This is a genomic window from Synergistes jonesii (genome assembly GCF_000712295.1).
Taxonomy (GTDB): Bacteria; Synergistota; Synergistia; order Synergistales; family Synergistaceae; genus Synergistes; species Synergistes jonesii.
In genome coordinates this window covers 52,527-75,662 of the sequence record NZ_JMKI01000031.1, presented here as the reverse complement: position 1 = coordinate 75,662, position 23,136 = coordinate 52,527, and the positions used below count along the sequence as shown (strand labels likewise).

The window sequence follows — 23,136 nt, the reverse complement described above, 5'->3', positions numbered from 1 at the left end:
TGTTATCCCCGGTTGAAAGGGGGGAATGTTGATGACCACCGTAACCAGACGCGACAATGAGTCGATCGAAGACGCCCTTAAACGTTTCAAGAGAGAGATTCGTAAGGTTGGTGTGCTTCGTGAGGCCAAGAGGCATGAACATTACGAAAAACCCAGCGAAATCAAGAAGCGTAAGAAGGCCGAGATGGCACGTAACAGAGGCAGGAGGGGCGATTATTGATCATGTCCGATCTTGCAGGCAAAATCCAAAGCGATCTCGTCGCCGCCATGAAAAATAAAGATGAGCTCAAGCTCTCCGTCCTCCGTATGCTCAAAGCCGCGATGCAGCTATCGCAGGTGGAGAAGGGCAGGCAAAAGCAGCTGACCGACGACGACATCCTGACGCTCGTCAAAAGGCTCATCAAGCAAAGGAGCGAAGCCGCCGAAGTATACAGGAAGGGCGGCGCAGAGGAGCGGGCGCAGAGGGAGCTCGAAGAAGCCAAGGTGCTCGAGGCATATCAGCCCACGCAGCTTTCCGACGAAGAAATAATGAAGGCGGTCGAGAGAGCGGCCGCGGAAGTGCATGCCGCGGGCATGAAAGACATGGGAAAAATGATGGGCAGAACGATGGCGGCAGTAAAAGGCCTAGCCGACGGAAACAGAGTCAAGGCCGCGGTCCAGAAGTATCTGGAACAGTCGGCGCATTAGACTCAAAGCAGAAAGCAACAAGAAACGCCGGAGGTCAACGCTTCTCCGGCGTTTTTCGCGCAAGGAGGCAAATAAATGCAGACATACAAAATTCCACTCGTCCCGGGGCCGGTATCGGTCCCGCAGAAATACCGCGAAGCATATCTGACGGACTACGGGAGCAGCGACGTCGAAGACGAATTCTTCGCTCTGCTTTCCGATAACATCTCGCTGCTGCGGCGCGTGCTCAAAACGAAAAACGACGTCGCGATAGGCTCCGGCGAGGCGATGTCGGCGCTGTGGGGCGCCATGAAGAGCCTCGTCGGGCCCGGCGACAAATTCCTGACGATCTCGAACGGCCTCTTCGGGCACGGCTTCGGCGAAATGGCGGAAGCGCTCGGAGCCCGCGTCGAATACCTCGAAGCGCCGGACGGCGAATTCGTAACGGCGGAACAGACGCGCAGAAAAATTTCCGAATTCGGGCCGGACTTCATATCCGCGGTCCACTGCGAGACGCCGTCGGGACTGCTCAACCCTCTCGCCGAAATAGCGCCGGCCGTCGCCGAAAGCGGAGCGATATTCATAGTCGACTTCGTCGCGAGCGCGCTCGGCGCGGACGTCCGCGTCGACGAATGGGGGATAGACATAGGACTCCTGGGCAGTCAGAAATGCCTCTCGATCCTGCCGGACATCCACGCGACCACGGTAAGCGAACGCGCGTGGAAACGGGCGGCCAGGGTAAACTACGCGGGCTACGACGCGCTCCTGCCGTGGAAAAACGTCCTCAAAACCAAAGCGATGCCCTACACGCACAACTGGCATGCCAACAAGGCCATGAACCTCTCTCTCAAAGATTCGCTCGAAGAGGGGCTGGAAAATGGATTCAGGCGCCACGAGGAAGCCGCGGCGCTCTGCCGCCGCCGCGCGAAGGAGATGGGGCTTTCGCTCTACGCGAAGGATGAAAAGCTCTCGTCGCCGACGGTAACGGCGATAATGATTCCAGACGGTTGGACGTGGGAGGAGCTCGACGCCGAGTTCCGCAAAGAGGGGCTCGCTGTCGGGGGAAGCTGGGGAAAGCTCGCGGGAAAAGTCTTCCGCATCGGACACATGGGCAGCCAGGCAAACGCCGAACTCGTGAAGCGCGGCATGGACGTCGTAGAAAAAGTTATAAGCAAAAAATTATAGCTTCTCTAGTTAGCGGTCACTGAAATACCTTAAAGGGGGACGCTTGTGGAGATATGCATCCCCGGAGCGCATCAGCCGGGCGAGATAAAAATTAAAAGCGCCTGAATGGCTTAAGGCGGCGGAAAAGCTCTGCCTCCGGCTTTTGAAAACCGGATAGGAATCCGCTGACCTCGCAAACGCGGCGATCTCTTCACAGGCGGAACGCGCCGACCCCACACATCGGCGCGCTCCGAGACCTTACTTACCTCCATGCACAGGGGCTTCCATACGCACATATGGGGCCCCGCTTAAATTTCACGGTTTGGGATGTAAACAGGGTCGCCGTATCCATGCTGGCATACGGCGGCGCAAGAGGGGAGGTGGAATCTCCCCGCATAATTATCAATTATCTTGTGCGTTATTCGCTTATTGCGAGCGGCACGAAAGCCTCGGGCGTGACGACGCGGAAGGTGAAAGTCTCGGTGATGTAGAAGTTTACCTCCGTAGTCGAATGCGACTGGTAGCCGACGGAAAAATCCTGGCCGATCACGAGCTCGCTGTCGCCGCCGCGCAGCGAGGCGACGAAGTCGGCGTCGTACTGCCTGGAAATTATGATCTTGTCGACGATCTTCCCCAGGCTCTTGCGCAGCGGGTAGGCGGCGTTGGAGGTAGCGATTTTCTCCCAGACTCTTTTTGAGCAGACAAGCGCGTATGGGCCACCGACGTTGCGCGACGAGAGTACATGCGTCGCCGCGTAGACGGCTTTGATGAGCGAATCGTCGTCAAGCCCCGCTTCGACGGGACTGTTGTCGGTTTCCGCCTCTATACCGAGGATCCCGGCCTCTTCAAGCCCCTTGAATATCGCGGTGTCTTCAAAGAGGGCCGCCCGGCGCGCCGCCGCCTGCAGCGGCGTGAAGTCAGTCGTCCTGCATCCGCGCGAGATGTCGTCAAGATCCCACATCGGCAGAGAGAAGGGGACGCGAACTTCCACGAGCGGCAGCACTTCGCGTATACCGTAGTTTACGCCTTCGACCGGCGAGCCTTCCGCGAGAGAAAGCGTTCCCGAGGAAACAGAGTCGCAGCGCCATCCCTTGGGGTCGGATACGTCCGCCACCCGGCGCCCCGTAAGCACGCCGCGAAGCACGTCCGCCGCCTGAGCGTCTATCTCCGCCCAAGCCTCGCCTGTGACGGGCGCCAATGATCTTTTGAGTATATCCATGTTCATTCTCCCTTCGCTTTATGTATTACAGCTTTCCTATGCCGAGCCCCTGATCGCCGGAGCTCTCTTCGGGGACGTCCTCTCCGCCGTCGACGCCCATATTCCCCGCCTGAGCGTTGACGACATAGTCGCCGATCTCTTTGTCCCAGCCGTCCATATAGACCTTCAGCCAGCCGATGAGCATCGCAGCGTGCTCTATCTCCTCGTCGCGGTTGTGCGCCATAATGCGCTTGAGATCTTCGTTCGTGCAGGTGCCGGCGCGCTGGTTGTAAAAATTGATCGCCTCCAGCTCCTCCTGCAGGCTTTTGAGCGCCTGGGCCGCGTCGACGGTCTGCTTGCCGAGCAGGCCGTAAGGCTCCGTGTATGCTTCCATATAGATATCCCCCCTGCGATTTTTTTGCCTTGAACAGGCGTTTTAGCTGCCGCGCCGGGCCTCCCGTCCTCTTGTTCCGTCGGATGAGAGTATAGGCGCCTGCTGTTTTTATTTGAAACCATTTTAGATTTTACCATCAGGGTTGGCAACTTGCAAGCGTAATTAACGCAAAAATTACCGCCGATTTGAAAGAAAGCGCAGCGTAAACTCGGCGCCGCCGCCCCCGCTCCGCGATATGAAAGCGAGCCGCGCGTTATAGAGCGAAATGTTTCGATTTATTTAAGCCATTTAAATTTAGACTGTATATTTACGGAGGCGATGAAACAATATTATAATCACAGAGGCTGTTCTATTAGTATGCTGACAAAAAACGGTTATATTTATTTTGCGGCTTAAGCTGGCCGCAGCGCAGGCGCCATATAAGGAGATGGGATTATGGTATCAAAAAAGAGCCCGAGGCAGATCAAGGCGGAGAAAACCAAACAAACGATATTCGACTACGCCATAAGGCTGTTTCAGCAGTACGGCTACCACAGCGTTTCGGTCGACGATATAGTCGAGGCTTCAAAAACGTCGGTCGGAACCTTTTATCATTATTTCAAGTGCAAGGAGGAGCTGATAATAATGTTCCTCAGCACTTACACCAATAAATATTACGAAGATTATGAACGGGGCAAGCTCGTTCAAGAAAAAGACAAACCGGCGATGGACCGCCTTTACGACTTCCTTCTCTTTTCGCTCGACATATCCGACGCCGGAGGCGAAGAATTCCAGCGCATCGCGATGGCCTATATTCTGAGGGCCGACAGCGCCCGTCCCGCTTATGAGTATATGCTTTCGCCAGAGAGGGCCTTCGCGCGCATCTGCAAAAAACTTATAGCGGAGGGGCAGGAGAAGGGCGAGATCCGCCGCGACAGGAGCGTAGAGGAGCTCTTCTCTACGGTCGCGCTCTTCTCAAACGGCATAGACGAAAGATGGTTCATGAGCCGCGGCTCCTTCGATCCGCGGAAGGAGTACGGCGGGGTCCTGTGGGAATTCATGCGCAACATGCTGACGCCGAGATAGTTTTAGCAAATAAAAATTCTGCGGCGGGTAATTAAAATAAAAACGAAGGGGGCGGCAACATGGCAATCATCACTCTCTACAAAGTCAGCTTCAGCTGCGAAGAGGTTCTGGCGAAGGAAAAAGAAAAACGCAAAGGGAAAAAGCTTCCCGAAGCCATGGAAAATGGCGCGTACGCGGCTTTCGAAGAAGCGCTGCGTCTGGTCGAATTGAAGGCCATCGTCGAAACTTTTCCTATAAGGGACATATCGGGAGAGTCTGTGGAAATCGCAAGGGGAAGCGTAGGCGAAAGGTTCCACGTCGGCCCCCGCGTTGCCGGGCTCCTCATGCCTGCTAAGGAGATAGCGGCCGCCCTCTGCACGGCCGGCGGAAGGGTCGCCGATAAAATTCATCAATACGGCGCCGAAGGCGAAAACATTTTGATGTATTACCTCGACATTTTCGCGGTCAAGGCGCTTGACGAGCTCGCCGCGAAGGTAAGCGCGCATGTCGAAGAGGGCGCGAAGGAGAGGGGCTGGGGCGTCGGCCCGCTGATGCAGCCCGGCTCGGTAGAGGGATGGGCTGTGACCGGACAAAAGACTCTCTTCGCCCTCTGCCAAGGCGAGCAGCTCGGGCTTTCGATCAACGAGTCCTCGATGCTCGTCCCGCACATTTCCGATTCTCTTATTATCGGCGTAGGACCGGATTACGCAAATAAGAGGGTCGGCTCGCTCTGCCCCGAATGTCCGCGCTACGCCGTCTGCCTGTGGAGAAGGGAAAACGTCGCGGAGTAAAGCGTATCCGCGCAGACGAATAAAACGAGAGAAGGGGCCCGGCGATGCCGGGCCCCTTCTCTCGTTGTTGTGACACAAATCAATCTTGATAATATGTTGAATAAAATATTTTCTAAAACAGGGGTTGCAAAATATTAATATCGATATATCATTATCGATAATAGAATATTTATTTCTGCAAAGGGGGTAATTTGATGACGATGGACGATGCGAAACCGCTCAGCATATCGAGGCAGTCTCTTCAGCGCATGCCCATTTATCTTGAGAATCTCAAAAAACTCCGCGCCGCGGGGAAGAGCCATGTCTCCGCAGCCTTCCTCGCAGGAGAGCTGGGGCTCCATCCCGTGCAGGTAAGAAAAGACCTCGCCGCCGTCTCCAGCGTCGACGGGAACCCGCGCATCGGCTTCGCGCTTGCGGGCCTTATAGAGGATATGGAGGATTTCCTCGGCTGCAACAATGCTAATGAGGCTGTGGTGGTCGGCGTTGGCAACCTCGGACGCGCCCTGCTCTCTTACAAAAATTTCGCCGGCTACGGCTTGTCCATCATAGCGGGATTTGACAGCGACCCCGCCGTCGCGGGCACCACGGTGCACGGCAAGGAGATTTTCAGCGCTTCACGGATCACCGAGCTTTGCGGACGATTCGGCGTCCACATCGGGATAATCACGACGCCGGCGTCGTCTGCACAGGAAGTGTGCGATGCGATGCTTTTAGGCGGCATCAAGGCTATTTGGAACTTCGCGCCGCTACACCTCAACATACCGGACGACATAATAATAACGAACGAAAACCTTGCCGCTTCTTTTGCAGCGCTCTCCGGAAGGCTGCGGCAGCAGAGAGACGCTCCGAAGCTTTAGCAGCCGAAACGTCGGGAAGGGGCAATCCAGGGGCCCGCTACATTTGCAGGGATAACGATTTTGCTTTGTCTGAAAAATGGCATATAAAAAAGAAGAGGGATGCATTGTGACAGAAGGTTTCGACTACGCTCTAATCGACGATTTAATTGGCAAACACGGAAGGTCGAGCACGGCCGTCATCGCGGTGTTGCAGGGTATTCAGGAACATTACCGTTACCTGCCAAGGTGGGTTTTCCCCTACATTTCGAAACAGCTGGGAGTCCCGCAAGCACACATCTACAGCGTCGCCACCTTTTATGAAAACTTTTCTCTCACTCCTAAGGGTAAGTTCGTAATAAAAGTATGCGACGGCACGGCCTGCCACGTGCGCGGGTCTATCCCCATACTCGAGCGGCTGCGCCGGGAGCTCGCGCTCTCGGACAGTAAGGTGACGACCGACGATCTCAGCTTCACCCTGGAGACGGTGTCATGTCTCGGAGCCTGTGGCCTCGCGCCGGTGCTCACGGTCAACGACAAGGTTTACCCTGCGATGACCCCCGACAAAGCCGCGAGACTAGTCGCGGCGCTTAAGGAGGAATTTTAAGATGACGGGAAACCGCGAAGAACTTCGTGAGCTGCGCCGGATGTGCGCGGCAAGCCTTGCGGGGGAGAAAAAGAGGATACTCGTCTGCGCCGGGACAGGCTGTATCTCAAGCGGATCGCTGGAGATATACGACGAATTGAAAAAGATAATGGAGGCGCGCGGCCTCAACGTCGCGGTCGAACTCCGCGAGGAGCCGCACGGACGCTCCGTCGGCCTTAAAAAATCCGGCTGCCACGGTTTCTGCGAGATGGGGCCGCTCGTACGCATCGACCCCCAGGGGTGGCTCTACGTCAAGGTCGGCGTGGAAGACTGCGAGGAGATCGTGGAGAAGACGATAATCGGCGGCGAACCGATCGCGCGCTTAGCCTATACGAAGGAAGGACAAAGCTTCAGCAGGCAGGACGATATCCCCTTCTATAGGAAGCAGACACGCCGCGTCCTCGAACATTGCGGGCACATCGACGCAACCTCGATAAATGAATATCTTGCGATCGGCGGCTATCAGGCTCTGGAGCGCGCGCTTTTTGAGATGACGGCGGAAGAGATCGTCGAGATGATAGAGCAATCGGGGCTGCGCGGCCGCGGCGGCGGCGGCTTTCCGACCGGGCGCAAGTGGAGCCAGGTGAAGCGCCAAAAAGCGGCGCAGAAGTACATTGTCTGCAACGGAGACGAGGGCGACCCGGGCGCGTTCATGGATAGAAGTATCATGGAGGGCGACCCGCACCGCATGCTTGAAGGCATGATGATCGCGGGCATCGCCTGCGGTGCGCGGAACGGCTATGTATACGTCCGCGCCGAATACCCTATAGCGGTCTCGCGGCTGCGCGCCGCGATAGCGCAGGCCGAGGAAATAGGGCTGCTCGGCGACGACATCCTCGGCAGCGGCTTTTCTTTCCATCTGCATATCAACCGCGGCGCGGGAGCGTTCGTCTGCGGCGAGGGCAGCGCCCTAACCGCCTCGATAGAAGGCAGGCGCGGCATGCCGCGCGTCAAGCCGCCGCGCACAGTCGAACACGGCCTTTTTGACAGCCCCACAGTGCTCAACAACGTCGAAACCTTCGCTAACGTACCGCTCATAATCGAGAGAGGGGTCGCCTGGTTCAGGTCGCTCGGGCCGGAGAAGAGCCCCGGCACGAAGGCCTTCGCCCTCACGGGAAATATAGAGAACACCGGGCTCATAGAGGTCCCTATGGGCACTACGCTGCGGGATGTCGTCTTTGAGGTCGGCGGCGGCATGCGCGGCGGCGCGGACTTCAAAGCCGTGCAGATAGGCGGCCCTTCCGGCGGCTGCCTCACTGCGGGAGACCTCGACCTGCCGCTGGACTTTGATTCGCTCGCGGCCGCCGGCGCGATGATCGGCTCGGGCGGGCTCGTAGTTATGGATAACAGGACCTGCATGGTCGAGGTGGCGCGCTTCTTTATGAACTTCACGCAGAACGAATCCTGCGGCAAGTGCGTTCCGTGCCGCGGCGGCACAAAGCAGATGCTCGCCATACTCGAGCGCATAGTCGCCGGAGAGGGGCGCGCCGGCGACATTGACCTGCTGCTCGAGCTGGCCGACATGATCTCGCATACCGCGCTCTGCGGCTTGGGTAAAACGGCGGCGCTGCCGGTCGTCAGCACCGTCAAAAAGTTCCGCGGCGAATACGAGGCGCACATAAATAAAAAGTACTGTCCGGTGGGCGCCTGCAGCAAGCTCAAGAGCTTCGAGATAGACCCGGCGCTCTGCAAAGGCTGCTCGAAGTGCGCGCGCGGCTGCCCGGTCAAAGCCATCGTCGGCAAGATAAAGGAGCCTTTCGCGATAGATAAAGAAAAGTGCGTCAAATGCGGCGCCTGCGTCGCCGCATGTCCCTTCCACGCGGTCAAGGAGGTCTGAGCGAAGATGGAAACAAAAAAATATATGACTATAGACGGCATTCCCGTCGAGATAAACGGCGAAAAAAACATACTTGAGGTCATACGCAAGGCCGGGATAAGCCTACCCACGTTCTGTTACTATTCGGAGCTGTCCATCTACGGAGCATGCCGCATGTGCATGGTGGAAAACAAACGGGGCTCTCTCGACGCGGCCTGCTCGACCCCACCGAAGGAGGGCATGGAGATATGGACGAACACAGAACGCCTGCGTAAGTACCGTAAAATGATACTCGAATTGCTGCTTGCCGATCACTGCCGCGACTGCACCACCTGCGGCAACAGCGGAAAGTGCAGGCTGCAGGAACTTGCAATGCGCTTCAACATAGAGGACGTGCGTTTCCCGAACGGCGCGAAGACGCCGCGACGCGACGAATCGTCTCTGTGTATCACGAGGGATCACAATAGATGCATACTCTGCGGCGACTGCGTGAGGATGTGCAACGAGATACAGCAGGTGGGCGCCATCGATTTCGCTCGGCGCGGCGCGAAGATGACGATAAGCACCGTATTCGACATCCCCATTAGCGAAAGCTGCTGCGTAGGCTGCGGCCAATGCGCCGCCGTCTGCCCTACCGGCGCGATAATGGTGAAGAACGACTGCGATAAAGTCTGGAAGGCGCTCGACGAAAAGGACACGCGCGTCTCCGTGCAGATAGCTCCCGCCGTTCGCGTGGCCCTGGGAAAAGAACTCGGCATCGGCGACGGCGAAAACGCCATGGGGCGCATCGTAGCGGCGCTGCGCCGCATGGGCTTCAACGAGGTGTTCGACACATCCACAGGCGCCGACCTTACGGTGCTTGAAGAGTCTGCTGAATTCATAGCCCGCCTCGGCGAAGGCGAACACAGAATGCCGCTCTTCACCTCCTGCTGCCCCGCATGGGTAAGCTACGCCGAGAAAAACGAGCCGGAGGTGGTGGAAAACCTCTCTACCTGCCATTCGCCTATGCAGATGTTCGCCTCCGTTATAAAAGAACACCACCGACATTCGTCGAGAAAACACGTACATGTCGCCGTCATGCCCTGCACGGCGAAAAAGGGCGAAGCCGCGCGCGAAGAATTCCGCGGCGCGGGCGGCCCTAACGTCGACTACGTCATCACGACACAGGAGCTTATACAGATGATAAAAGAATCCGGCCTCGTCTTCTCCGAACTCGAACCGGAGGCCGTCGATATGCCTTTCGGCACGATGAGCGGCGCCGGGGTCATCTTCGGCGTGACAGGCGGCGTGGCGGAGGCGGTGCTGCGCAGAATAATCAGCAACAAATCGCCGGCGGCGCTCCAGTCGATAGCCTTCAGAGGCGTCCGCGGCAGCGAAGGCATCAAAGAAGCCGCGGTGAAATACGGGGAGCGCGAAATTAAGATAGCCGTCGTCAGCGGGCTCGGCAACGCGCGTGAGATAATAAGGCGCATCAAGGACGGCGAGCGCTACGACTTCGTCGAAGTGATGGCTTGCCCGGGCGGCTGCGTCTGCGGCGCCGGACAGCCCTTCGTCCTTAGAGAGGGCAGGGAGAGCCGCGCCCACGGGCTCTACTCCGCCGACAGGATGTCGAGCATAAAACGTTCGGAGGAGAATCCGCTCATGCTCTCGCTCTACAGCGGCGTGCTGAAGGGGCGCGTCCACGACCTTCTTCATGTCCGCTACAGCGCTGAAAGGGAGGCGTAAATTATGTCCGTAGCCGTCAAAATATGCATAGGAACCTACTGCCACCTGAGAGGCGCATATAACGTGCTCCAGCTATTCCAGCACGAAATTGAAGAGAGGGATCTGCACGACAAAATAGAGATCAGCGGCTCCTTCTGCATGGGGCACTGTGAAAACGGCGTCTCCGTGGAGGTGGACGGAAAGATATACAGCGTATCCCCCGAGTCCGCCCGTGAATTTTTCGAAGGAACGATACTGAAGCGGCTTTGAAGATACGAACTGCATAAGCTGTTAATGGCAGGAACGAGCGCATCGAAATATGAGCGCGGAATTTTCTGTCTTGGATTAAGCGAGGCGCCCTTCGTGATGACGGCCGGTTCAACGGACCGGCCTTTTCCGTAGCCGCCCTTCCCTTTCTTATGACGCGCGGAGCCGCTCGGCTTCGCGTTTTTCAACCTCCTTTATGCTATACTTAGTTGGCGCGAGCGGCATTTTTTATTGAAATGCCTAAGATGGTTTATTTCTGTGAGAATATTATTCGGAAACCTTCGCCGGAGCGCTCCGGCGGCTTGGGAGGAATCGTTTTGGAAGAGCAGACGGCGCTTATTGCGGGGGAAGGCTCGCTTCCCGTGGAGATAGCAAGCAGGCTCACCGATAGGGGGAGGCCGCCCGTCGTCTATTCCATAAGGGAAAACGTCGGGGCGCTCTCGCGTTATGCCCTTGACGTCGTCAATATAACAAAGCCCGATTTCGGCTTCACGATAAAGGATATGAGGAAGCACGGCGTGAAGAACGTTATTATGGCGGGCACAGTCTCGAAGACGCTGATATTCAAGCCGTCGCTTTTCGACCTCACGACGCAGCGCTTCCTCGCAGGGCTGCTCTTCCGCGACGACCATTCGCTCCTCGGCGCGATAGTAGATTTTCTTGAAAAGGAGGGCTTTCACGTCCTCAGCTACCGCGATATAGTGCCGGACCTGCTCGCCAAAAGCGGCCACATAGCGGGGCGCAGGCCGACCAAGGAAGAGCTTGACGACGCGGAGTACGGATTTTCGATATGCAAGGCGGTCGTGCCGCTCTCCTTCGGGCAGACCGTGATAACGCACAAGCGCTCCGTCGTCGCCGTAGAGGCGATGGAGGGGACGGACGCCACTCTTCTGCGCGCCGGCTCTCTCTGCAAGGGCGGCGTCGTCGCCAAGATGATGCGCCTCGACCAGGACGAGCGCTACGACATTCCGACCGTCGGCCCCGAGACCCTTTACCATATGGCGCAGGCGAAGCTGACCTGCCTCGCGCTCCACGCCGGCTGGACTCTGATAGTCGAGCCGGAAAAGTTTCGCAAGGCCGCTGAGGAAAAAAACATTTCGGTGATCGGGGTGGAAGTTTGTCGCTCTTTATAAGCTCCGGCGAAGCGTCCGGCGACCACTATACGGCGGCGCTCGCCAAAAAGCTGCGCGCAGTAGGCTACGACGGCGAAATATGGGGTATGGGCGGAATCGAGCCGCGCGAAGCCGGCATAGACGTTTGTTGGCCGGGCGAGCGCCTTCAGCTGCTCGGGCTGACCGAGGTGCTGTCGGCGATACCGTCGATACTTTCGCTGCTCTCCGAGATGTCCGGCCGCATCATCGAGCGTGCGCCCGAGGCCGTCGTCGTCTGCGACAGCCCCGACTTCCATCTGCACCTTATAGCGAAGCTGCGCAGGCGCGGCTACCGTGGGCGGATATTTTACATATCCCCGCCTTCGGTGTGGGCGTGGCGCGGCGGCCGCGCCGAAGCTCTGCGCCGCTATGTCGACGAATGTCTGCCTCTCTTTAAGTTCGAGCACGAATATCTGCTCTCGCGCGGATGCAAAAGCAAATGGATGGGGCATCCGCTCGTCGAGGAGTTCAGAAAAGAGGCGCCGGGCTCCGCGGCGGCCGATTCTCTTCCTGATTCTGAAAAAATGGTCGCGTTTCTGCCGGGCAGCAGGAGGAACGAGATCAAAAAGCTTCTTCCGATAATGCGCGAGAGCGCGGAGGCCCTTGCCGGCGAGGGGTGGCTCCCCGTATTTTCCGTCGCCCCCGGCCTCAACCCGGCGGCACACGACGACATGATCTCGGAATTCACGCGCTCCGGCGTGCGCTTTTACGCCGGCCAGGGGCGCGATCTGATGGCGCGGGCCCGCTGCGCGATAGGCGCGAGCGGCACGATCACGGTCGAATCTCTGATTCTCGGCTGCTACATGGTAGTGACCTACAGGCTGAATCCGCTGTCGGCCTTTGTGGCGCGCCGCGTGATAAAGACGCGGCATTACGCGATGGCGAACATCTTAGCGGGGTGCGATATGTTCCCGGAGCTGCTACAGGAGAGCGCCACCGCGGAGAACATCACGAAGAGCGCGCTTGCGTGGCTGAACGGCGATGAAGCGTTCCGCGGCGGGATAGAAGAGACGATGGAACGCGCGCGCAGGACGCTCGGCGAAGAGGGCGTCTACGATTTCTGGAGCGAAGAGATAATGAAGGGAACGGGAAAATGCTGAAGCTCGCAAAAAAAGAGGAGTGGACGTCGTACTTCCGCGTCCTTAAGTACTGCGTACCGTATAAAAAGCGGCTGATCTACGCGGTCGTCTGCATGATACTTTCCGCCGTCGCGTCGATCATCCCGCCGTGGCTGATAAAGAACGTCGTCGACGACGTCCTGATAAGAAAACAGACGCAGCTGCTGAACATACTCTGCGTCAGCGTGGTGTTTCTTTATATACTGAAGGCGGCGTTCGCCTATGCGAACCTCTATCTTATGACGTGGGTCGGGCAGAAGGTCGTGATAGATATCCGCCTCGAGCTCTACGACCGCACGCAGAGGCTCTCGCTCGCGACCCTCTACAGCAGGCGCTCCGGCGAATTCCTCTCGCGCATCACGAACGACGTCGCGACGCTTCAGAACATCCTTGCGTCGGCCGTCATAGATTTTGTCGTGCAGGGCGTCACTTTCGTCGGCATCATAGGCTTCCTGATCTTTCTCAACTGGCGGCTGACGCTGGTAACATCTCTGATAATTCCCGTGGCGGCGCTCGCGATAGACAGGGCTTCGTCGAAGCTGCGCTCCGTCGGCGCGGTGATACAGGACAGGCTCGCGATGGTCGCGGCGATCGCGCAGGAGGCGGTCTCGTCGATAAAGATAGTCCGCTCCTTCGCCACCGAAGAGGAGGAATACAAGCGCTTCAAGGAGGAGAGCGACCTTCACTTCAAGGCGGTGATGAAGGGCACGCAGGTGCGCGGCGTGCTTGAGGGAATCGTCGAGGTCATCCTCATTTCGGCGCTCGCGATAATCCTCTGGAGCGGCGGGCGCAGCGTCATCGCCGGCAGGCTGACGGCCGGCGGGCTCATCGCATTCTGCACCTATATCGGTCTGCTCGTGCAGCCGGTGCGCACTCTGAGCCGCGTCGTCAGCTCGATACAGCAGGGCGCCGCGTCGGCGGATCGCATATTTGAGATTTTGGACGAAAAGAACGAGGTCCCCGTCGCAGAAAACCCGCAGATTCTTTCGCCGATGGAGGGGCGCGTCTCCTTTGAGAACGTGCGCTTCGGCTATAACGATTCGAAAATGGTTCTGAACGGCCTTTCGTTCGATATAAAGCGCGGCGAGAAGGTCGCGATAGTCGGCCCGACAGGCGCCGGCAAGTCGACGATCGCGGATCTGATAATGCGCTTCTACGACCCGCAGGGCGGCGCGGTCAAGGTCGACGGCGTGGACATACGCGCCGTCGAAATAAAATCCTACCGCCGCCAGATCGGCGTCGTGCCGCAGGACCCCGTGCTTATGAAGGGCACGCTCGCTTATAACATCGGCTACGGCTGCAAGAACGTGACGAAGGAGGCCCTCGTCAGGGCGGCCGAGATGGCCGGAATCTATGATTTCATCAAGACTCTGCCGCGCGGCTTCGATACGGAGGTCGGAGAGCGCGGCGTGACTCTTTCCGGAGGGCAGCGCCAGCGCGTCGCTATCGCGCGCGCCGTCGTGCGCGACCCGAAGATTTTGATAATGGACGAGGCCACGTCTTCGCTCGATACGCTCGTAGAGCAGCAGGTGCAGGAAGCGATGAACAACGCGATGGAGGGGCGCACCGCCATCGTCATAGCCCACCGCCTTTCGACGATACGCGACGCCGACAGGATATTCGTGCTGAGGGAAGGCGCTATCGCCGAAATGGGAACTCACGACGAGCTGATCGCGGCCGGAGGGCAGTACTATAAAATGTACGCGGCGGGCAACGGCAGGCATACGCCGGAAGAGGCGTAGCATGTCGAAGCTTCTGCGCAGCTATCTGAGATACGTGCGGGGCGAAAGCGGGCTTTCCCCCTGGAGCGTTTTATATCCGTGCCAGCTTATCGCGTCGGCGTGGATGAAGCTGCGCATAGAGCTTTTCAATCGCGGGATCTTTTCCGTTACCGACCCGGCGCTCCCTACCGTGAGCATAGGCAACAACAGCTTCGGCGGTACGAACAAGACGCCGGTGGCGGAATATATAGTCAGGCAGTTCGCCGAAAGCGGCATAAGAGCCGGCGTCGTGAGCCGCGGCTACCGCACGAAGGAGCACCCGCCCCTCTGGATCGGGCAGGACGAAAAGAGCACGGGGCGCGACTTTGCGGGGGACGAGCCGTTGATGCTCGCGAAGCGGCTGCCTGATGCGAAGATAGTCGTCTCGCGCAACCGCCTCGAAGGGGTCAAGCTGCTCGCCGCGCTCGGCGCTGAGGTCGCCGTGACCGACGACACCTTTCAGCACAGGAAGATGGCGCGCGACGTCGACATAGTCCTCGTGGACTCCACCTGTCCCTTCGGCAACGGCAATATAATGCCGGCCGGGCTGATGCGCGAGCCGATGTCCGCCTTCCGCCGCGCCGATATAGTCGTGCTGACGAAGGCGAATCAGACTACGCCGGAGGCCGTCGCCGCGATAAAGAAAAAACTCGCTCCTTACGTCTCCGAAGATAAAATTTTTACCGCCGATATAAAGCTCGACCGCTGGCTTTCCATCTCCGCCGGCGACGAAAAAAAACTTCCGCGGGACTTCTCGCCGCGCGGCAGATATATCGCGCTCTCGGCGATAGGGAACCCCGAAGGCTTTTACAGCTTTCTCGGGGAGCTCGGAGTAGAGCTTGCGGGGCGCCGCACCTTCAGGGACCACCACTTTCTGACGGAGGAGGATGTCGCGGAGCTCGAAAATTTCGCCGGCGAGGTCGGAGCGGACGGCTTCGTCTGCACAGAAAAGGACCTGACGAACATTCCACACGGGCTCTTTTTCGACCGCCCCCTCTACGTGCCTTCGATATCCGTCGCGATCAGGGATTCTCTCGCCTTCCGCAGGAAGATAGCCGAAAGGCTGCGCCCCTCCTTCCTCGTGGCCTCGAACGGGCACGGCGAGGACGCGATCGGCGTGGTCCTTGCAAAAAAGCTGGCCGAGCGCTTCAGATGCGCGAAAATCGACGCCTTCACCTTCGTCGGCTCCGGCAAACCATACGAGGAAAGCGGCATCCGCGTCGTATCCCCGCCGGCCGATATGCCGAGCGGCGGCGTCGTCAAGTATCACATAGGAGACTTTCTGCGCGACGTGCGCTGCGGGCTCGGCGTCGCGATAAAGGAGCAGCGCGACGCGATGCGCGGCTTTATCGGCAGCTACCGCACGCCGCTCTGCGTCGGCGACGTATATCTTGCGTCGAGCGTCCTATGGGGGCAGGGCATGAAGCCCCTGCTCGTCGCGACCGCCAAGACGATCCACCTCTCGGGGCATCTCTGGATAGAAAAATTCTTTCTGCGCAGACGCTGCGTGCTCGTCTTCACGCGAGACGAGGAGACGGCGAAAGAGCTCGCGGCCGGCGGAGTGCCGGCTGTCTTTTACGGCAACCCGATAATGGACCTGCTCGACGAGGCGAAGGCGCCGGCCTTCGCATGGGACGAGCGAGGCGCGAAGGTGCTGCTGCTTCCCGGCAGCCGCCCGCGCGCCTATGAGGATGTAAAATTGATCCTCGACGCGGCGGCGCTGCTCTCGCGCAGGATCGAATGCAGCTTTGTGATGGTGCCGGCGCCGACGATAGAGATAAAAAAGCTGGCGGAGAATCTCAGCGGCTGGACGCTCTCTGAGGATATGTCGAGGCTCTCGTCGGGCGATGTGACGGTCAACATATGCCGCGAGCCGGTCGCGGCCGCGGCATACGGCGCGGAGCTGCTGATAGGGCTCGGCGGCACCGCGAACCAGCTCTGCGCCGGCATAGGCATCCCGGTCGTTTCGATAATAGAGCGCGGCAAGCTGCGCCAGAAGAAGCTGCTGCGCGACGCCGAAATCCTCGTGCCCCCCACCGCCGAGGAGCTCTCCTCGGCGGCTTTCCGCGTGCTCTCGAACAGCGGGCTGCGCCGCTTCATGCAGGAGGCGGGGATAAAAAACCTCGGACGCACCGGCGCGCTCGAAAGGGTGACTGAGTACTGCGCGAAGGAGCTCGGCTGGGAGACGCGGTGCCGCGTTTACGAAAAGTATACGAAATATCTTGATGCTATAGACGACAAAAAAGGAGCTGTGAATGATGGACGTTAAGAGAGTAAAGGTGCGCGACATAGAGGTCGGCGGCGAAAAACTTACGGTCGCCGCGGGCCCCTGCGTGCTCGACACCTTCGACGAGGCGCTTTCGATCGCCCGCGAAATGAAAAAATACTGTGCGGAGTTCGGCTTCAATTACATATTCAAGGCGTCCTTCGACAAGGCTAACAGGACGTCGATAAAGAGCTACCGCGGCCCCGGGCTTGAAAGGGGGCTCGAATGGCTCTCGGAGATAGGGAAAGAGGCCGGCGTGCCGGTGGTGACCGACATACACGAGCCATATCAGGCCGAGATCGCCGCGAAGCACGTCGACCTGCTTCAGATACCGGCCTTCCTCTGCCGCCAGACGGACCTTTTGGCGGCCGCGAGCAGGACCGGCAGGCCGCTTAACGTCAAGAAGGCGCAGTTCATGGCGCCGGAGGACATGGCCTCCGTCGTCGGAAAGTGTCGCGAAAGCGGCTGCCGCGACGTGATTCTCTGCGAGCGCGGGACGTCCTTCGGCTATCACGAGCTCTCGGTCGACTTCCGCTCTCTGCCTGTGATGCGCGCGCTCGGCTGTCCGGTGATGTTCGACGCGACGCACAGCGTGCAGAAGCCCGGCGGCATGGGGACATGCAGCGGAGGCGACCGCGCCTTCGCACTGCCCCTGATGCGCGCGGCCGTTGCGATAGGCGTCGACGCGCTCTTCATGGAGGTGCATCCCGACCCGGAGCGCGCCAAATGCGACGGCCCGAATTCCATTCCGATGGCCGACGTGCGCGGGGCGCTGCGCCAGGTTTACGAGATAGACAAGGTCGTCCGCGGGAAGATAGGCTTCACGGACGTAAAATAAGCGCGAGGTAATAAAAATGAATCTGCCGTACGAAAGAGAAGAGAAGAACTATACCGTCGAAGAGCTGGTGGCGGAGGGGAGGGGCATTCTGAACAAAGAGGCCGCAGCGCTCAAGGCCGCGACTGAAAGGATAGGCGAAGAGATGGCCGCCGCGGCGCATCTCGTGAGCCGCTGCCGTGGGCGCGTCGTCGTCTCGGGGCTGGGAAAGTCCGGGCACGTCGGGCGCAAGACCGCAGCGACCTTCGCGTCGCTCGGAGTGCCGGCCTTTTTCCTGCACGCGACGGAGGGCGCGCACGGCGACCTGGGAATGGTCTGCCGCGAGGACGTCGGCTATTTCCTCAGCAACAGCGGCGAAACGCAGGAGCTCATCGCGCTGATCCCCTACTTCAAGCGCCTGGGGGCACCGATAATCGCTGTCACGGGCAACGCCGGTTCGACGCTCGCGCGCGAGGCCGACATCGTTTTGAACTGCCACGTCGAGAGCGAGGCGGACCCGCTGAAACTCGCGCCCACGAGCAGCACGACGCTGCAGATGGCGCTCGGCGACGCCGTCGCCGGCACGGCCACACTGCTGCTCGGGCTGCAGAAGGAAGACTTCGCGCTCTTCCATCCGGGAGGCTCCCTCGGCAAGCGGCTGCTGCTGCGCGTCTCCGACCTCATGGGCACGGGCGAGAGGATGCCGATCACGAACCAAGGGGCGAGAGTGCGCGACGCGCTCTTCGACATAACGAGCAAGGGCTACGGCGCGACCGCGGTGGTGGACGACGAAGGAAAGCTCGTCGGCGTCTTCACCGACGGAGACCTGCGCCGCTTCATCGAAAAAGAGGGGCTCGAGGGGCTCGATCTCCCTGTCTCGCGCGCGATGACGACCCATCCGCGCGTGATAGCGCCTGACCGCCTCGCGGCGGAGGCCGTGCGCATCGTCGAGCAGTGGGAGGTCTCCGCTCTGATAGTCGTCCAGGAGGGCAAGCCCGTCGGCATGGTGCACATACACGAAATACTAAAGGCGGGGGTGGCGTAACTGTCTCTGCTGCGCGCCCTCTACGGACTTTCGATAGACGCCTTCTTCGCGCTGTCGCAGGATTCCCTCAAAGCGAAGTACAGCGAGGGCAACGACGAACGGCAGGGGATCATCCCTGCGGAAAAAATTTCGCTGCTCCGCGGAGAGCGCCCTCTTTGGGTACACGCCGTCTCGGTCGGCGAGGCGCAGGCCGCGGCGCCCTTCATAAAGGCGGCGCGCGAGGAGGGATACGGCGGCAAAATCGTCCTTTCGACGACGACCCAGACCGGACGCGCGATGGCGGAGCGCCTCTGCTCAGGGCTCTACGATTTCCACATCTATTACCCGTGGGACAAGACGAAATTCGTCCGGCGCGCCCTCGATTCGCTGCGCCCCGCCGCTTTCGTCGCGGCCGAGACGGAGCTGTGGCCCAACATGCTCGGCGAATGCAGGGAGCGCGGCGTGCCGGCCTTCCTCGTCAACGGGAGGATATCGGACAGGACATGGAGGCGCATAAGCGGCGCCCTCTCTAAGCGTATCGCCGCGCGGGCGTACTCCCTTTTCGACAAGATCCTGCTGCGCGACGAAGAGGACGCGCGCCGCCTTTCGTCGATCGGCGTAGACGCGGCCAAGCTGCACGTCACCGGTGACGGGAAGGTCGACGCCCTGCTCGCGCGCAAAGACTTTTCCGCGCGGGACGAATGGCTCGAAAAATTCGGCGCGGAGCGCCCGATATTCATGGCCGGGAGCACGCACGCGGGCGAGGACGAAAAGGCGCTCGCCGCCTTCGAAAGCCTGCGCGGCGCGCTTCCGGACGCGCGGCTCATAATAGCCCCGCGCCATCCGGAAAGGTCCGACGCGGTCTGCCGTCTGATTCCTCCAAAATACGTTTTCGCAAAATTGTCACAACTTACGCCGGAGTGGGATATACTTATCGTAGACAAAATAGGCGTGCTCTTCGAGCTGTACGGCACGGCGCGCGCGGCCTTCGTCGGCGGCAGCTTCACCGACGACGGCGGGCAGAACATCCTGGAGCCCTTCTCGTGGGGCGTGCCGGTACAGTACGGCCCCCATATGGAGGATTTCGCCCAGGCCTCGCGGGCCTTCCTCGCGATGGGGGCGGCGGATCAGGTAGCGGACGAAAAAGAGCTCGCCGACGCCTGGCTCAGGGTCGCGGCCGCGGAAGAGGGCGCGAAGCGGCTTGAGCTCAGCCGCCGATACTTTGAAAAATCGCGCGGCGCTTCGGCGCGCGCGTGGAAAATAATAAAAAATTCGTTGGCACGGGAGGAAAATAGATGACGGCAAAGATAAACCGCGAGCTTATTCAAAAATTCTACGGCGAACTCGACGAGCGCTCTAAAGAGACGCTCGACGCCGCGGCCGAAAGGGTCGCCGCGGTGAAGAAACGCGGCGGGAAAGTCGCGGTGGTGACCGGAAGCGGCCCGAATCTCCACGAAGGCGTTACGACGCTGATAGCGGAGCTTATCGAAAAGGGCGTCGTCGACGGAGTGACGACGAGCTCGGCCGTGATAAGCCACGAGATGGGCGGCGCCTTAGACCGCGTGAAGATGTGCGGCGCCGCGCAGCTTGGGCTCGACGAGAAATTCATGCCCCGCGGGAACGTCTTCGAATTTACCGACATGACGGACGAAGAGCTCGACGAGCTTTCAAAAGAGATGATTCTCGACAGGGAGCTTTTAGCGAAACGCCATGACGCGGAGGGGCATTTCGTGATAAAGGCGGCCGCGAACATGGCGTACCCGATGGGGCTGCGCACGGAAAAGCTGGCCGAGGAAATCCATTCGCTCTGCCGCCAGTCCGGCCTGCCCTTCGAGGCGGTCGCGGGCTGGGGGTGCGACAGGCGCACTATGCTCGGCGCCGGCGCGGAAAAGGGCGTGCCCGTGCTCGTAACGATCCCGCAGCTCGTCGGCGGCGGACACGTCGGCATGGCGGTCGGCGACAGCATACCCGTCACTGAGCGCTCGCGCCGCATATCGGCGATGCTCGGCTCCTCGGACGTGATAATAGAATCCGCCGTGGCCCTGACCCAGGAGATACACGACGGCCCCTTCGAGACCTATACCGGGCACGGCATCTGGTCGTGGTGGCAGGGGCAGCCCGTCTACAGCCTCAGGGGGAAGACGCTGATCCGCTTCGACCTCGACGAAAACCTCCGCCGCGCCCAGGACCTTCAGAGGTCGAGCGCGATGATTCAGGAGGCCATCGACAAGGGGCTGCCCAAGACGAAAATATCGAAGATCCCCTTCCGCATGGAAATGTCCGCCTTCGCGCGCCACGAGGGAAGCCTGCCCGTCATTGGCGACATCGGCATGATATGGCCGGCTTTCGCGCTGAAAATAGCCGACGCGCTCGGCATAGGGCTCGACTTCATGAGCTATAAGCAGGAGACCGACGATGGAAAGGCGATGCGCGAGTGGATAGTGAAAAACGTGCGTCCGCTCGACCGCGGCAGGATGCTCGCCAAATTCCGCGAATGGCAGGAGGCGCGCGGATGAAGGCTAAAAAATTTTTGGGGGTGATTCCGGCACGCTACGCGTCGTCGCGGCTGCCCGGGAAGCCCCTTCTCGAAATAGGCGGCAGGACGATGATCGAACAGGTGTACCGTCGCGCGCTGGCGTCCGACGTATTTTTCCGCGTCGTGATAGCCACGGACGACAGCAGAATATACGACGCGGCTGAAAAATTCGGCGCCGACGTGCTGATGACGCGCACCGACCACCCCGACGGCTCGAGTCGCGTCGCCGAAATAGCGGCGAAGGTGGACGCGGACTACGTGATAAACATACAGGGGGACGAGCCTCTGCTAGACCCGCGCATGCTGCGCGAGCTCGCCTGCGGAATCTCCGGCGACGGTAGCGCCGATTCCGCTACGGTGTGCGTGCCGATAAAAAAAGAAGAGGACTTCCTCAACCCCAACATCGTGAAAGTCGTCCGCGCGCTGAACGGGCGCGCGCTCTACTTCAGCCGTTCGCCGATACCATTCCGCCGCAGCGACGCAGGCTGCGCGGTATGGGAGCATCTCGGCATATACGCCTTCACGAAAGAATTCCTGCTCAAGTTCGTAAAGCTTCCGGCGACGCCGCTGATGAAGACGGAGAGTCTCGAGCAGCTGCGCATACTCGAGCACGGCTATTCGATGGCCGTCATAGCGACGAAATATCCCTCGGAGGGGCCGAACGTCAACACGCCGGAGGACCTCGAAGAGGTGCGGCGCATATTCGCGCGCAGGAAAAACGAAGAAAGATGAACTCCGGAGACGCGCTGAGGGTGATCATAATATTGAGCGACGGCATACGCGGGCACGTCAATCAGAGCCGCGGCGTCGCCTACTGGCTCTCGCGCCTCACGGGCGCCGAGATACTCGAAAGCGAGGTGCCTCTGCTCACGGGCGCGGCCAAGGCCCGCGCGAAGGCCGCAAGCCGAGTGCTCGCCGGAGGCACGAGACGAGACGCGCGCGACTGGCTCGCCGCGTCGGACGGAGACGCGCTGATACGCCGCGTCGGCCAGTGGTTCGCCGAGCGCAACGTGCAGGAGGGCGCGGGCAGCGTGTTGATAATATCGGCCGGCAGCACCGCGGCCCCTTACAACATCGCTCTCGGCTACATCTGGCGCTGCGCGTGCGCCACCGTTATGACGCCGAGCGCGATAGGCACGGAACCCTTCGATTTCGCGATCGTTCCCGAGCACGACTGCCCAGAGAGAAAGCCGAACATATTCGTGACCCTCGGCTCTCCGAACTACGTCATAAAAGAAAGGCTGAAGAAGGAAGCGCAGGCTCTGCTTTCCGAGCATCCTTCCGCCGCGCGCGAAAAGTGGTCGATCCTCGTCGGCGGCGACGACGCGAACTACTCGGTGACGCCGCAGTGGGTGAAAAGGCGCCTCGGGCAGATTTTGAACTTAGCACAGCACTCCGGAGCCGACATCTTCATCACGACGTCGCGCCGCACGAGCGCCGCGGCCGAGAAGGTCGTCAGGACGCTCGCACAGCACTCGCACGCGGTGAAATATCTGCTCGTCGCGTCGGAGGACGAATTCAACCCGATCCCCGCGATGCTCGGCTTCTCCACCGAGGTCTTCTGCACGGAGGACTCGGTCAACATGGTCTCGGAGACGATAACCGGCGGGCACCGCGCGGTGCTGCTGCGCGTCGACCACAAAGGAGGAGTCAAGGGGCTGCTCCAGAGGGCGACCGCGGCTCTCGTCAACGCCGGAGCTCTGCCGCCCTCCGCTCTGTGGGGAATCCCGAAATTCGACCTTGTCTTCGACCACTTCGCAAGAAACGGCTCCCTCGTCGAATACAGCGACTGGATGCGGCTGCGCAGGGAAAGCGCGGAGCCGCGGGGCGAAGGGGACGGACCCGCGGAGGAATTCAACGAGGCGAAGCGCGCCGCGAAATGGATATACGACAATTGGAAATGACGCGCCGATAAAGAGATTATCGGGAGATTTGTGCTATAAT

General features: G+C 59.8%; 22 protein-coding genes. 20 read left to right on the top strand and 2 right to left on the bottom strand.

Annotation, left to right across the window (positions count from 1 at the left end; all coding sequences use genetic code 11):
- Positions 1 to 31: 31 nt before the first annotated feature.
- The 3 genes from rpsU (at position 32) to EH55_RS06695 (ending at position 1,851) form a co-directional block, all read left to right on the top strand.
- A complete protein-coding gene (gene rpsU, locus EH55_RS06705; RefSeq protein WP_037975989.1) occupies positions 32 to 220 on the top strand; it encodes a 30S ribosomal protein S21 in 189 nt (62 codons plus the stop codon).
- A gap of 2 nt (positions 221 to 222) precedes the next feature.
- Positions 223 to 687: a GatB/YqeY domain-containing protein gene (locus tag EH55_RS06700; RefSeq protein WP_037976241.1), complete on the top strand. Its 465-nt coding sequence runs from the start codon at positions 223 to 225 to the stop codon at positions 685 to 687.
- Between the two features lie 75 nt (positions 688 to 762).
- A complete protein-coding gene (locus EH55_RS06695; RefSeq protein ID WP_037975988.1) occupies positions 763 to 1,851 on the top strand; it encodes a pyridoxal-phosphate-dependent aminotransferase family protein in 1,089 nt (362 codons plus the stop codon).
- A gap of 397 nt (positions 1,852 to 2,248) precedes the next feature.
- On the opposite strand, the gene EH55_RS06690 is transcribed toward EH55_RS06695, so the two are convergent.
- Positions 2,249 to 3,049 (bottom strand): family 1 encapsulin nanocompartment shell protein, encoded by an 801-nt coding sequence (locus tag EH55_RS06690; RefSeq protein ID WP_037975987.1) that lies wholly within the window; start codon positions 3,047 to 3,049, stop codon positions 2,249 to 2,251.
- Positions 3,050 to 3,074: 25 nt separating this feature from the next.
- Complete coding sequence (locus EH55_RS06685) at positions 3,075 to 3,422, bottom strand: ferritin family protein (RefSeq protein ID WP_037975984.1); 348 nt, start codon at positions 3,420 to 3,422, stop codon at positions 3,075 to 3,077.
- Between the two features lie 435 nt (positions 3,423 to 3,857).
- Here EH55_RS06685 and EH55_RS13470 point away from each other — a divergent pair, with 435 nt between their 5' ends.
- The 17 genes from EH55_RS13470 (at position 3,858) to EH55_RS06600 (ending at position 23,096) form a co-directional block, all read left to right on the top strand.
- The gene (locus EH55_RS13470; RefSeq protein WP_051682715.1) at positions 3,858 to 4,487 is read left to right on the top strand and encodes a TetR/AcrR family transcriptional regulator; all 630 of its coding nucleotides are present in this window, start codon (positions 3,858 to 3,860) and stop codon (positions 4,485 to 4,487) included.
- A gap of 59 nt (positions 4,488 to 4,546) precedes the next feature.
- Positions 4,547 to 5,257 (top strand): hypothetical protein, encoded by a 711-nt coding sequence (locus EH55_RS06675; RefSeq protein WP_037975983.1) that lies wholly within the window; start codon positions 4,547 to 4,549, stop codon positions 5,255 to 5,257.
- A 194-nt stretch (positions 5,258 to 5,451) separates the two neighbouring features.
- Complete coding sequence (locus EH55_RS06670; RefSeq protein WP_236617092.1) at positions 5,452 to 6,114, top strand: redox-sensing transcriptional repressor Rex; 663 nt, start codon at positions 5,452 to 5,454, stop codon at positions 6,112 to 6,114.
- A gap of 106 nt (positions 6,115 to 6,220) precedes the next feature.
- On the top strand, positions 6,221 to 6,697 hold the full coding sequence (locus tag EH55_RS06665; protein WP_037975981.1) for an NADH-quinone oxidoreductase subunit NuoE family protein: 477 nt from the start codon (positions 6,221 to 6,223) through the stop codon (positions 6,695 to 6,697).
- A gap of 1 nt (position 6,698) precedes the next feature.
- Positions 6,699 to 8,573 (top strand): NADH-ubiquinone oxidoreductase-F iron-sulfur binding region domain-containing protein, encoded by a 1,875-nt coding sequence (locus EH55_RS06660; RefSeq protein WP_037975980.1) that lies wholly within the window; start codon positions 6,699 to 6,701, stop codon positions 8,571 to 8,573.
- A 6-nt stretch (positions 8,574 to 8,579) separates the two neighbouring features.
- Positions 8,580 to 10,277, top strand: a complete 1,698-nt coding sequence (locus EH55_RS06655) for a [FeFe] hydrogenase, group A (protein WP_037975974.1) — start codon at positions 8,580 to 8,582, stop codon at positions 10,275 to 10,277.
- Positions 10,278 to 10,280: 3 nt separating this feature from the next.
- Positions 10,281 to 10,526 (top strand): (2Fe-2S) ferredoxin domain-containing protein, encoded by a 246-nt coding sequence (locus tag EH55_RS06650; protein WP_037975973.1) that lies wholly within the window; start codon positions 10,281 to 10,283, stop codon positions 10,524 to 10,526.
- A 314-nt stretch (positions 10,527 to 10,840) separates the two neighbouring features.
- Positions 10,841 to 11,656: an LpxI family protein gene (locus EH55_RS06645; RefSeq protein ID WP_037975972.1), complete on the top strand. Its 816-nt coding sequence runs from the start codon at positions 10,841 to 10,843 to the stop codon at positions 11,654 to 11,656.
- Positions 11,641 to 12,774 (top strand): lipid-A-disaccharide synthase, encoded by a 1,134-nt coding sequence (lpxB, locus tag EH55_RS06640; RefSeq protein WP_037975970.1) that lies wholly within the window; start codon positions 11,641 to 11,643, stop codon positions 12,772 to 12,774. Before EH55_RS06645 ends, lpxB begins: the two co-directional genes overlap by 16 nt.
- Entirely contained in the window at positions 12,768 to 14,534 is a 1,767-nt protein-coding gene (locus EH55_RS06635; protein ID WP_037975969.1) for an ABC transporter ATP-binding protein, read from the top strand. The genes lpxB and EH55_RS06635 overlap by 7 nt, the downstream gene beginning before the upstream one ends.
- A 1-nt stretch (position 14,535) precedes the next feature.
- Positions 14,536 to 16,821 (top strand): tetraacyldisaccharide 4'-kinase, encoded by a 2,286-nt coding sequence (gene lpxK, locus EH55_RS06630; RefSeq protein WP_037975967.1) that lies wholly within the window; start codon positions 14,536 to 14,538, stop codon positions 16,819 to 16,821.
- Positions 16,808 to 17,656 carry a 3-deoxy-8-phosphooctulonate synthase gene (gene kdsA / locus EH55_RS06625; protein WP_037975966.1) on the top strand — a complete coding sequence of 283 codons (849 nt, stop codon included), beginning with the start codon at positions 16,808 to 16,810 and terminating at the stop codon, positions 17,654 to 17,656. The genes lpxK and kdsA overlap by 14 nt, the downstream gene beginning before the upstream one ends.
- Before the next feature lie 16 nt (positions 17,657 to 17,672).
- Positions 17,673 to 18,677, top strand: a complete 1,005-nt coding sequence (locus EH55_RS06620; RefSeq protein WP_037975965.1) for a KpsF/GutQ family sugar-phosphate isomerase — start codon at positions 17,673 to 17,675, stop codon at positions 18,675 to 18,677.
- Positions 18,678 to 19,955: a 3-deoxy-D-manno-octulosonic acid transferase gene (locus EH55_RS06615; RefSeq protein ID WP_081839474.1), complete on the top strand. Its 1,278-nt coding sequence runs from the start codon at positions 18,678 to 18,680 to the stop codon at positions 19,953 to 19,955. It abuts the gene before it with no gap.
- Entirely contained in the window at positions 19,952 to 21,172 is a 1,221-nt protein-coding gene (locus EH55_RS06610; RefSeq protein WP_037975963.1) for a hypothetical protein, read from the top strand. Before EH55_RS06615 ends, EH55_RS06610 begins: the two co-directional genes overlap by 4 nt.
- The gene (gene kdsB, locus EH55_RS06605; protein WP_037975962.1) at positions 21,169 to 21,924 is read left to right on the top strand and encodes a 3-deoxy-manno-octulosonate cytidylyltransferase; all 756 of its coding nucleotides are present in this window, start codon (positions 21,169 to 21,171) and stop codon (positions 21,922 to 21,924) included. The genes EH55_RS06610 and kdsB overlap by 4 nt, the downstream gene beginning before the upstream one ends.
- Positions 21,921 to 23,096, top strand: coding sequence for an ELM1/GtrOC1 family putative glycosyltransferase (locus tag EH55_RS06600; protein WP_037975960.1), 1,176 nt, complete (start codon positions 21,921 to 21,923; stop codon positions 23,094 to 23,096). The genes kdsB and EH55_RS06600 overlap by 4 nt, the downstream gene beginning before the upstream one ends.
- Positions 23,097 to 23,136: the final 40 nt, after the last annotated feature.

Excerpts from the sequence above, each read along its gene's own strand:
- EH55_RS06685 (WP_037975984.1), bottom strand. The coding sequence starts at position 3,422 with ATGGAAGCATACACGGAGCCTTACGGCCTGCTCGGCAAGCAGACCGTC.
- rpsU (WP_037975989.1), top strand. The coding sequence starts at position 32 with ATGACCACCGTAACCAGACGCGACAATGAGTCGATCGAAGACGCCCTT.
- EH55_RS06675 (WP_037975983.1), top strand. The coding sequence starts at position 4,547 with ATGGCAATCATCACTCTCTACAAAGTCAGCTTCAGCTGCGAAGAGGTT.
- EH55_RS06695 (WP_037975988.1), top strand. The coding sequence starts at position 763 with ATGCAGACATACAAAATTCCACTCGTCCCGGGGCCGGTATCGGTCCCG.
- EH55_RS06690 (WP_037975987.1), bottom strand. The coding sequence starts at position 3,049 with ATGGATATACTCAAAAGATCATTGGCGCCCGTCACAGGCGAGGCTTGG.
- EH55_RS06660 (WP_037975980.1), top strand. The coding sequence starts at position 6,699 with ATGACGGGAAACCGCGAAGAACTTCGTGAGCTGCGCCGGATGTGCGCG.
- EH55_RS06670 (WP_236617092.1), top strand. The coding sequence starts at position 5,452 with ATGACGATGGACGATGCGAAACCGCTCAGCATATCGAGGCAGTCTCTT.
- EH55_RS06600 (WP_037975960.1), top strand. The coding sequence starts at position 21,921 with ATGAACTCCGGAGACGCGCTGAGGGTGATCATAATATTGAGCGACGGC.
- kdsA (WP_037975966.1), top strand. The coding sequence starts at position 16,808 with ATGATGGACGTTAAGAGAGTAAAGGTGCGCGACATAGAGGTCGGCGGC.
- EH55_RS06650 (WP_037975973.1), top strand. The coding sequence starts at position 10,281 with ATGTCCGTAGCCGTCAAAATATGCATAGGAACCTACTGCCACCTGAGA.
- kdsB (WP_037975962.1), top strand. The coding sequence starts at position 21,169 with ATGAAGGCTAAAAAATTTTTGGGGGTGATTCCGGCACGCTACGCGTCG.
- EH55_RS06635 (WP_037975969.1), top strand. The coding sequence starts at position 12,768 with ATGCTGAAGCTCGCAAAAAAAGAGGAGTGGACGTCGTACTTCCGCGTC.
- lpxK (WP_037975967.1), top strand. The coding sequence starts at position 14,536 with ATGTCGAAGCTTCTGCGCAGCTATCTGAGATACGTGCGGGGCGAAAGC.
- EH55_RS13470 (WP_051682715.1), top strand. The coding sequence starts at position 3,858 with ATGGTATCAAAAAAGAGCCCGAGGCAGATCAAGGCGGAGAAAACCAAA.
- EH55_RS06610 (WP_037975963.1), top strand. The coding sequence starts at position 19,952 with ATGACGGCAAAGATAAACCGCGAGCTTATTCAAAAATTCTACGGCGAA.
- EH55_RS06655 (WP_037975974.1), top strand. The coding sequence starts at position 8,580 with ATGGAAACAAAAAAATATATGACTATAGACGGCATTCCCGTCGAGATA.
- EH55_RS06700 (WP_037976241.1), top strand. The coding sequence starts at position 223 with ATGTCCGATCTTGCAGGCAAAATCCAAAGCGATCTCGTCGCCGCCATG.
- EH55_RS06620 (WP_037975965.1), top strand. The coding sequence starts at position 17,673 with ATGAATCTGCCGTACGAAAGAGAAGAGAAGAACTATACCGTCGAAGAG.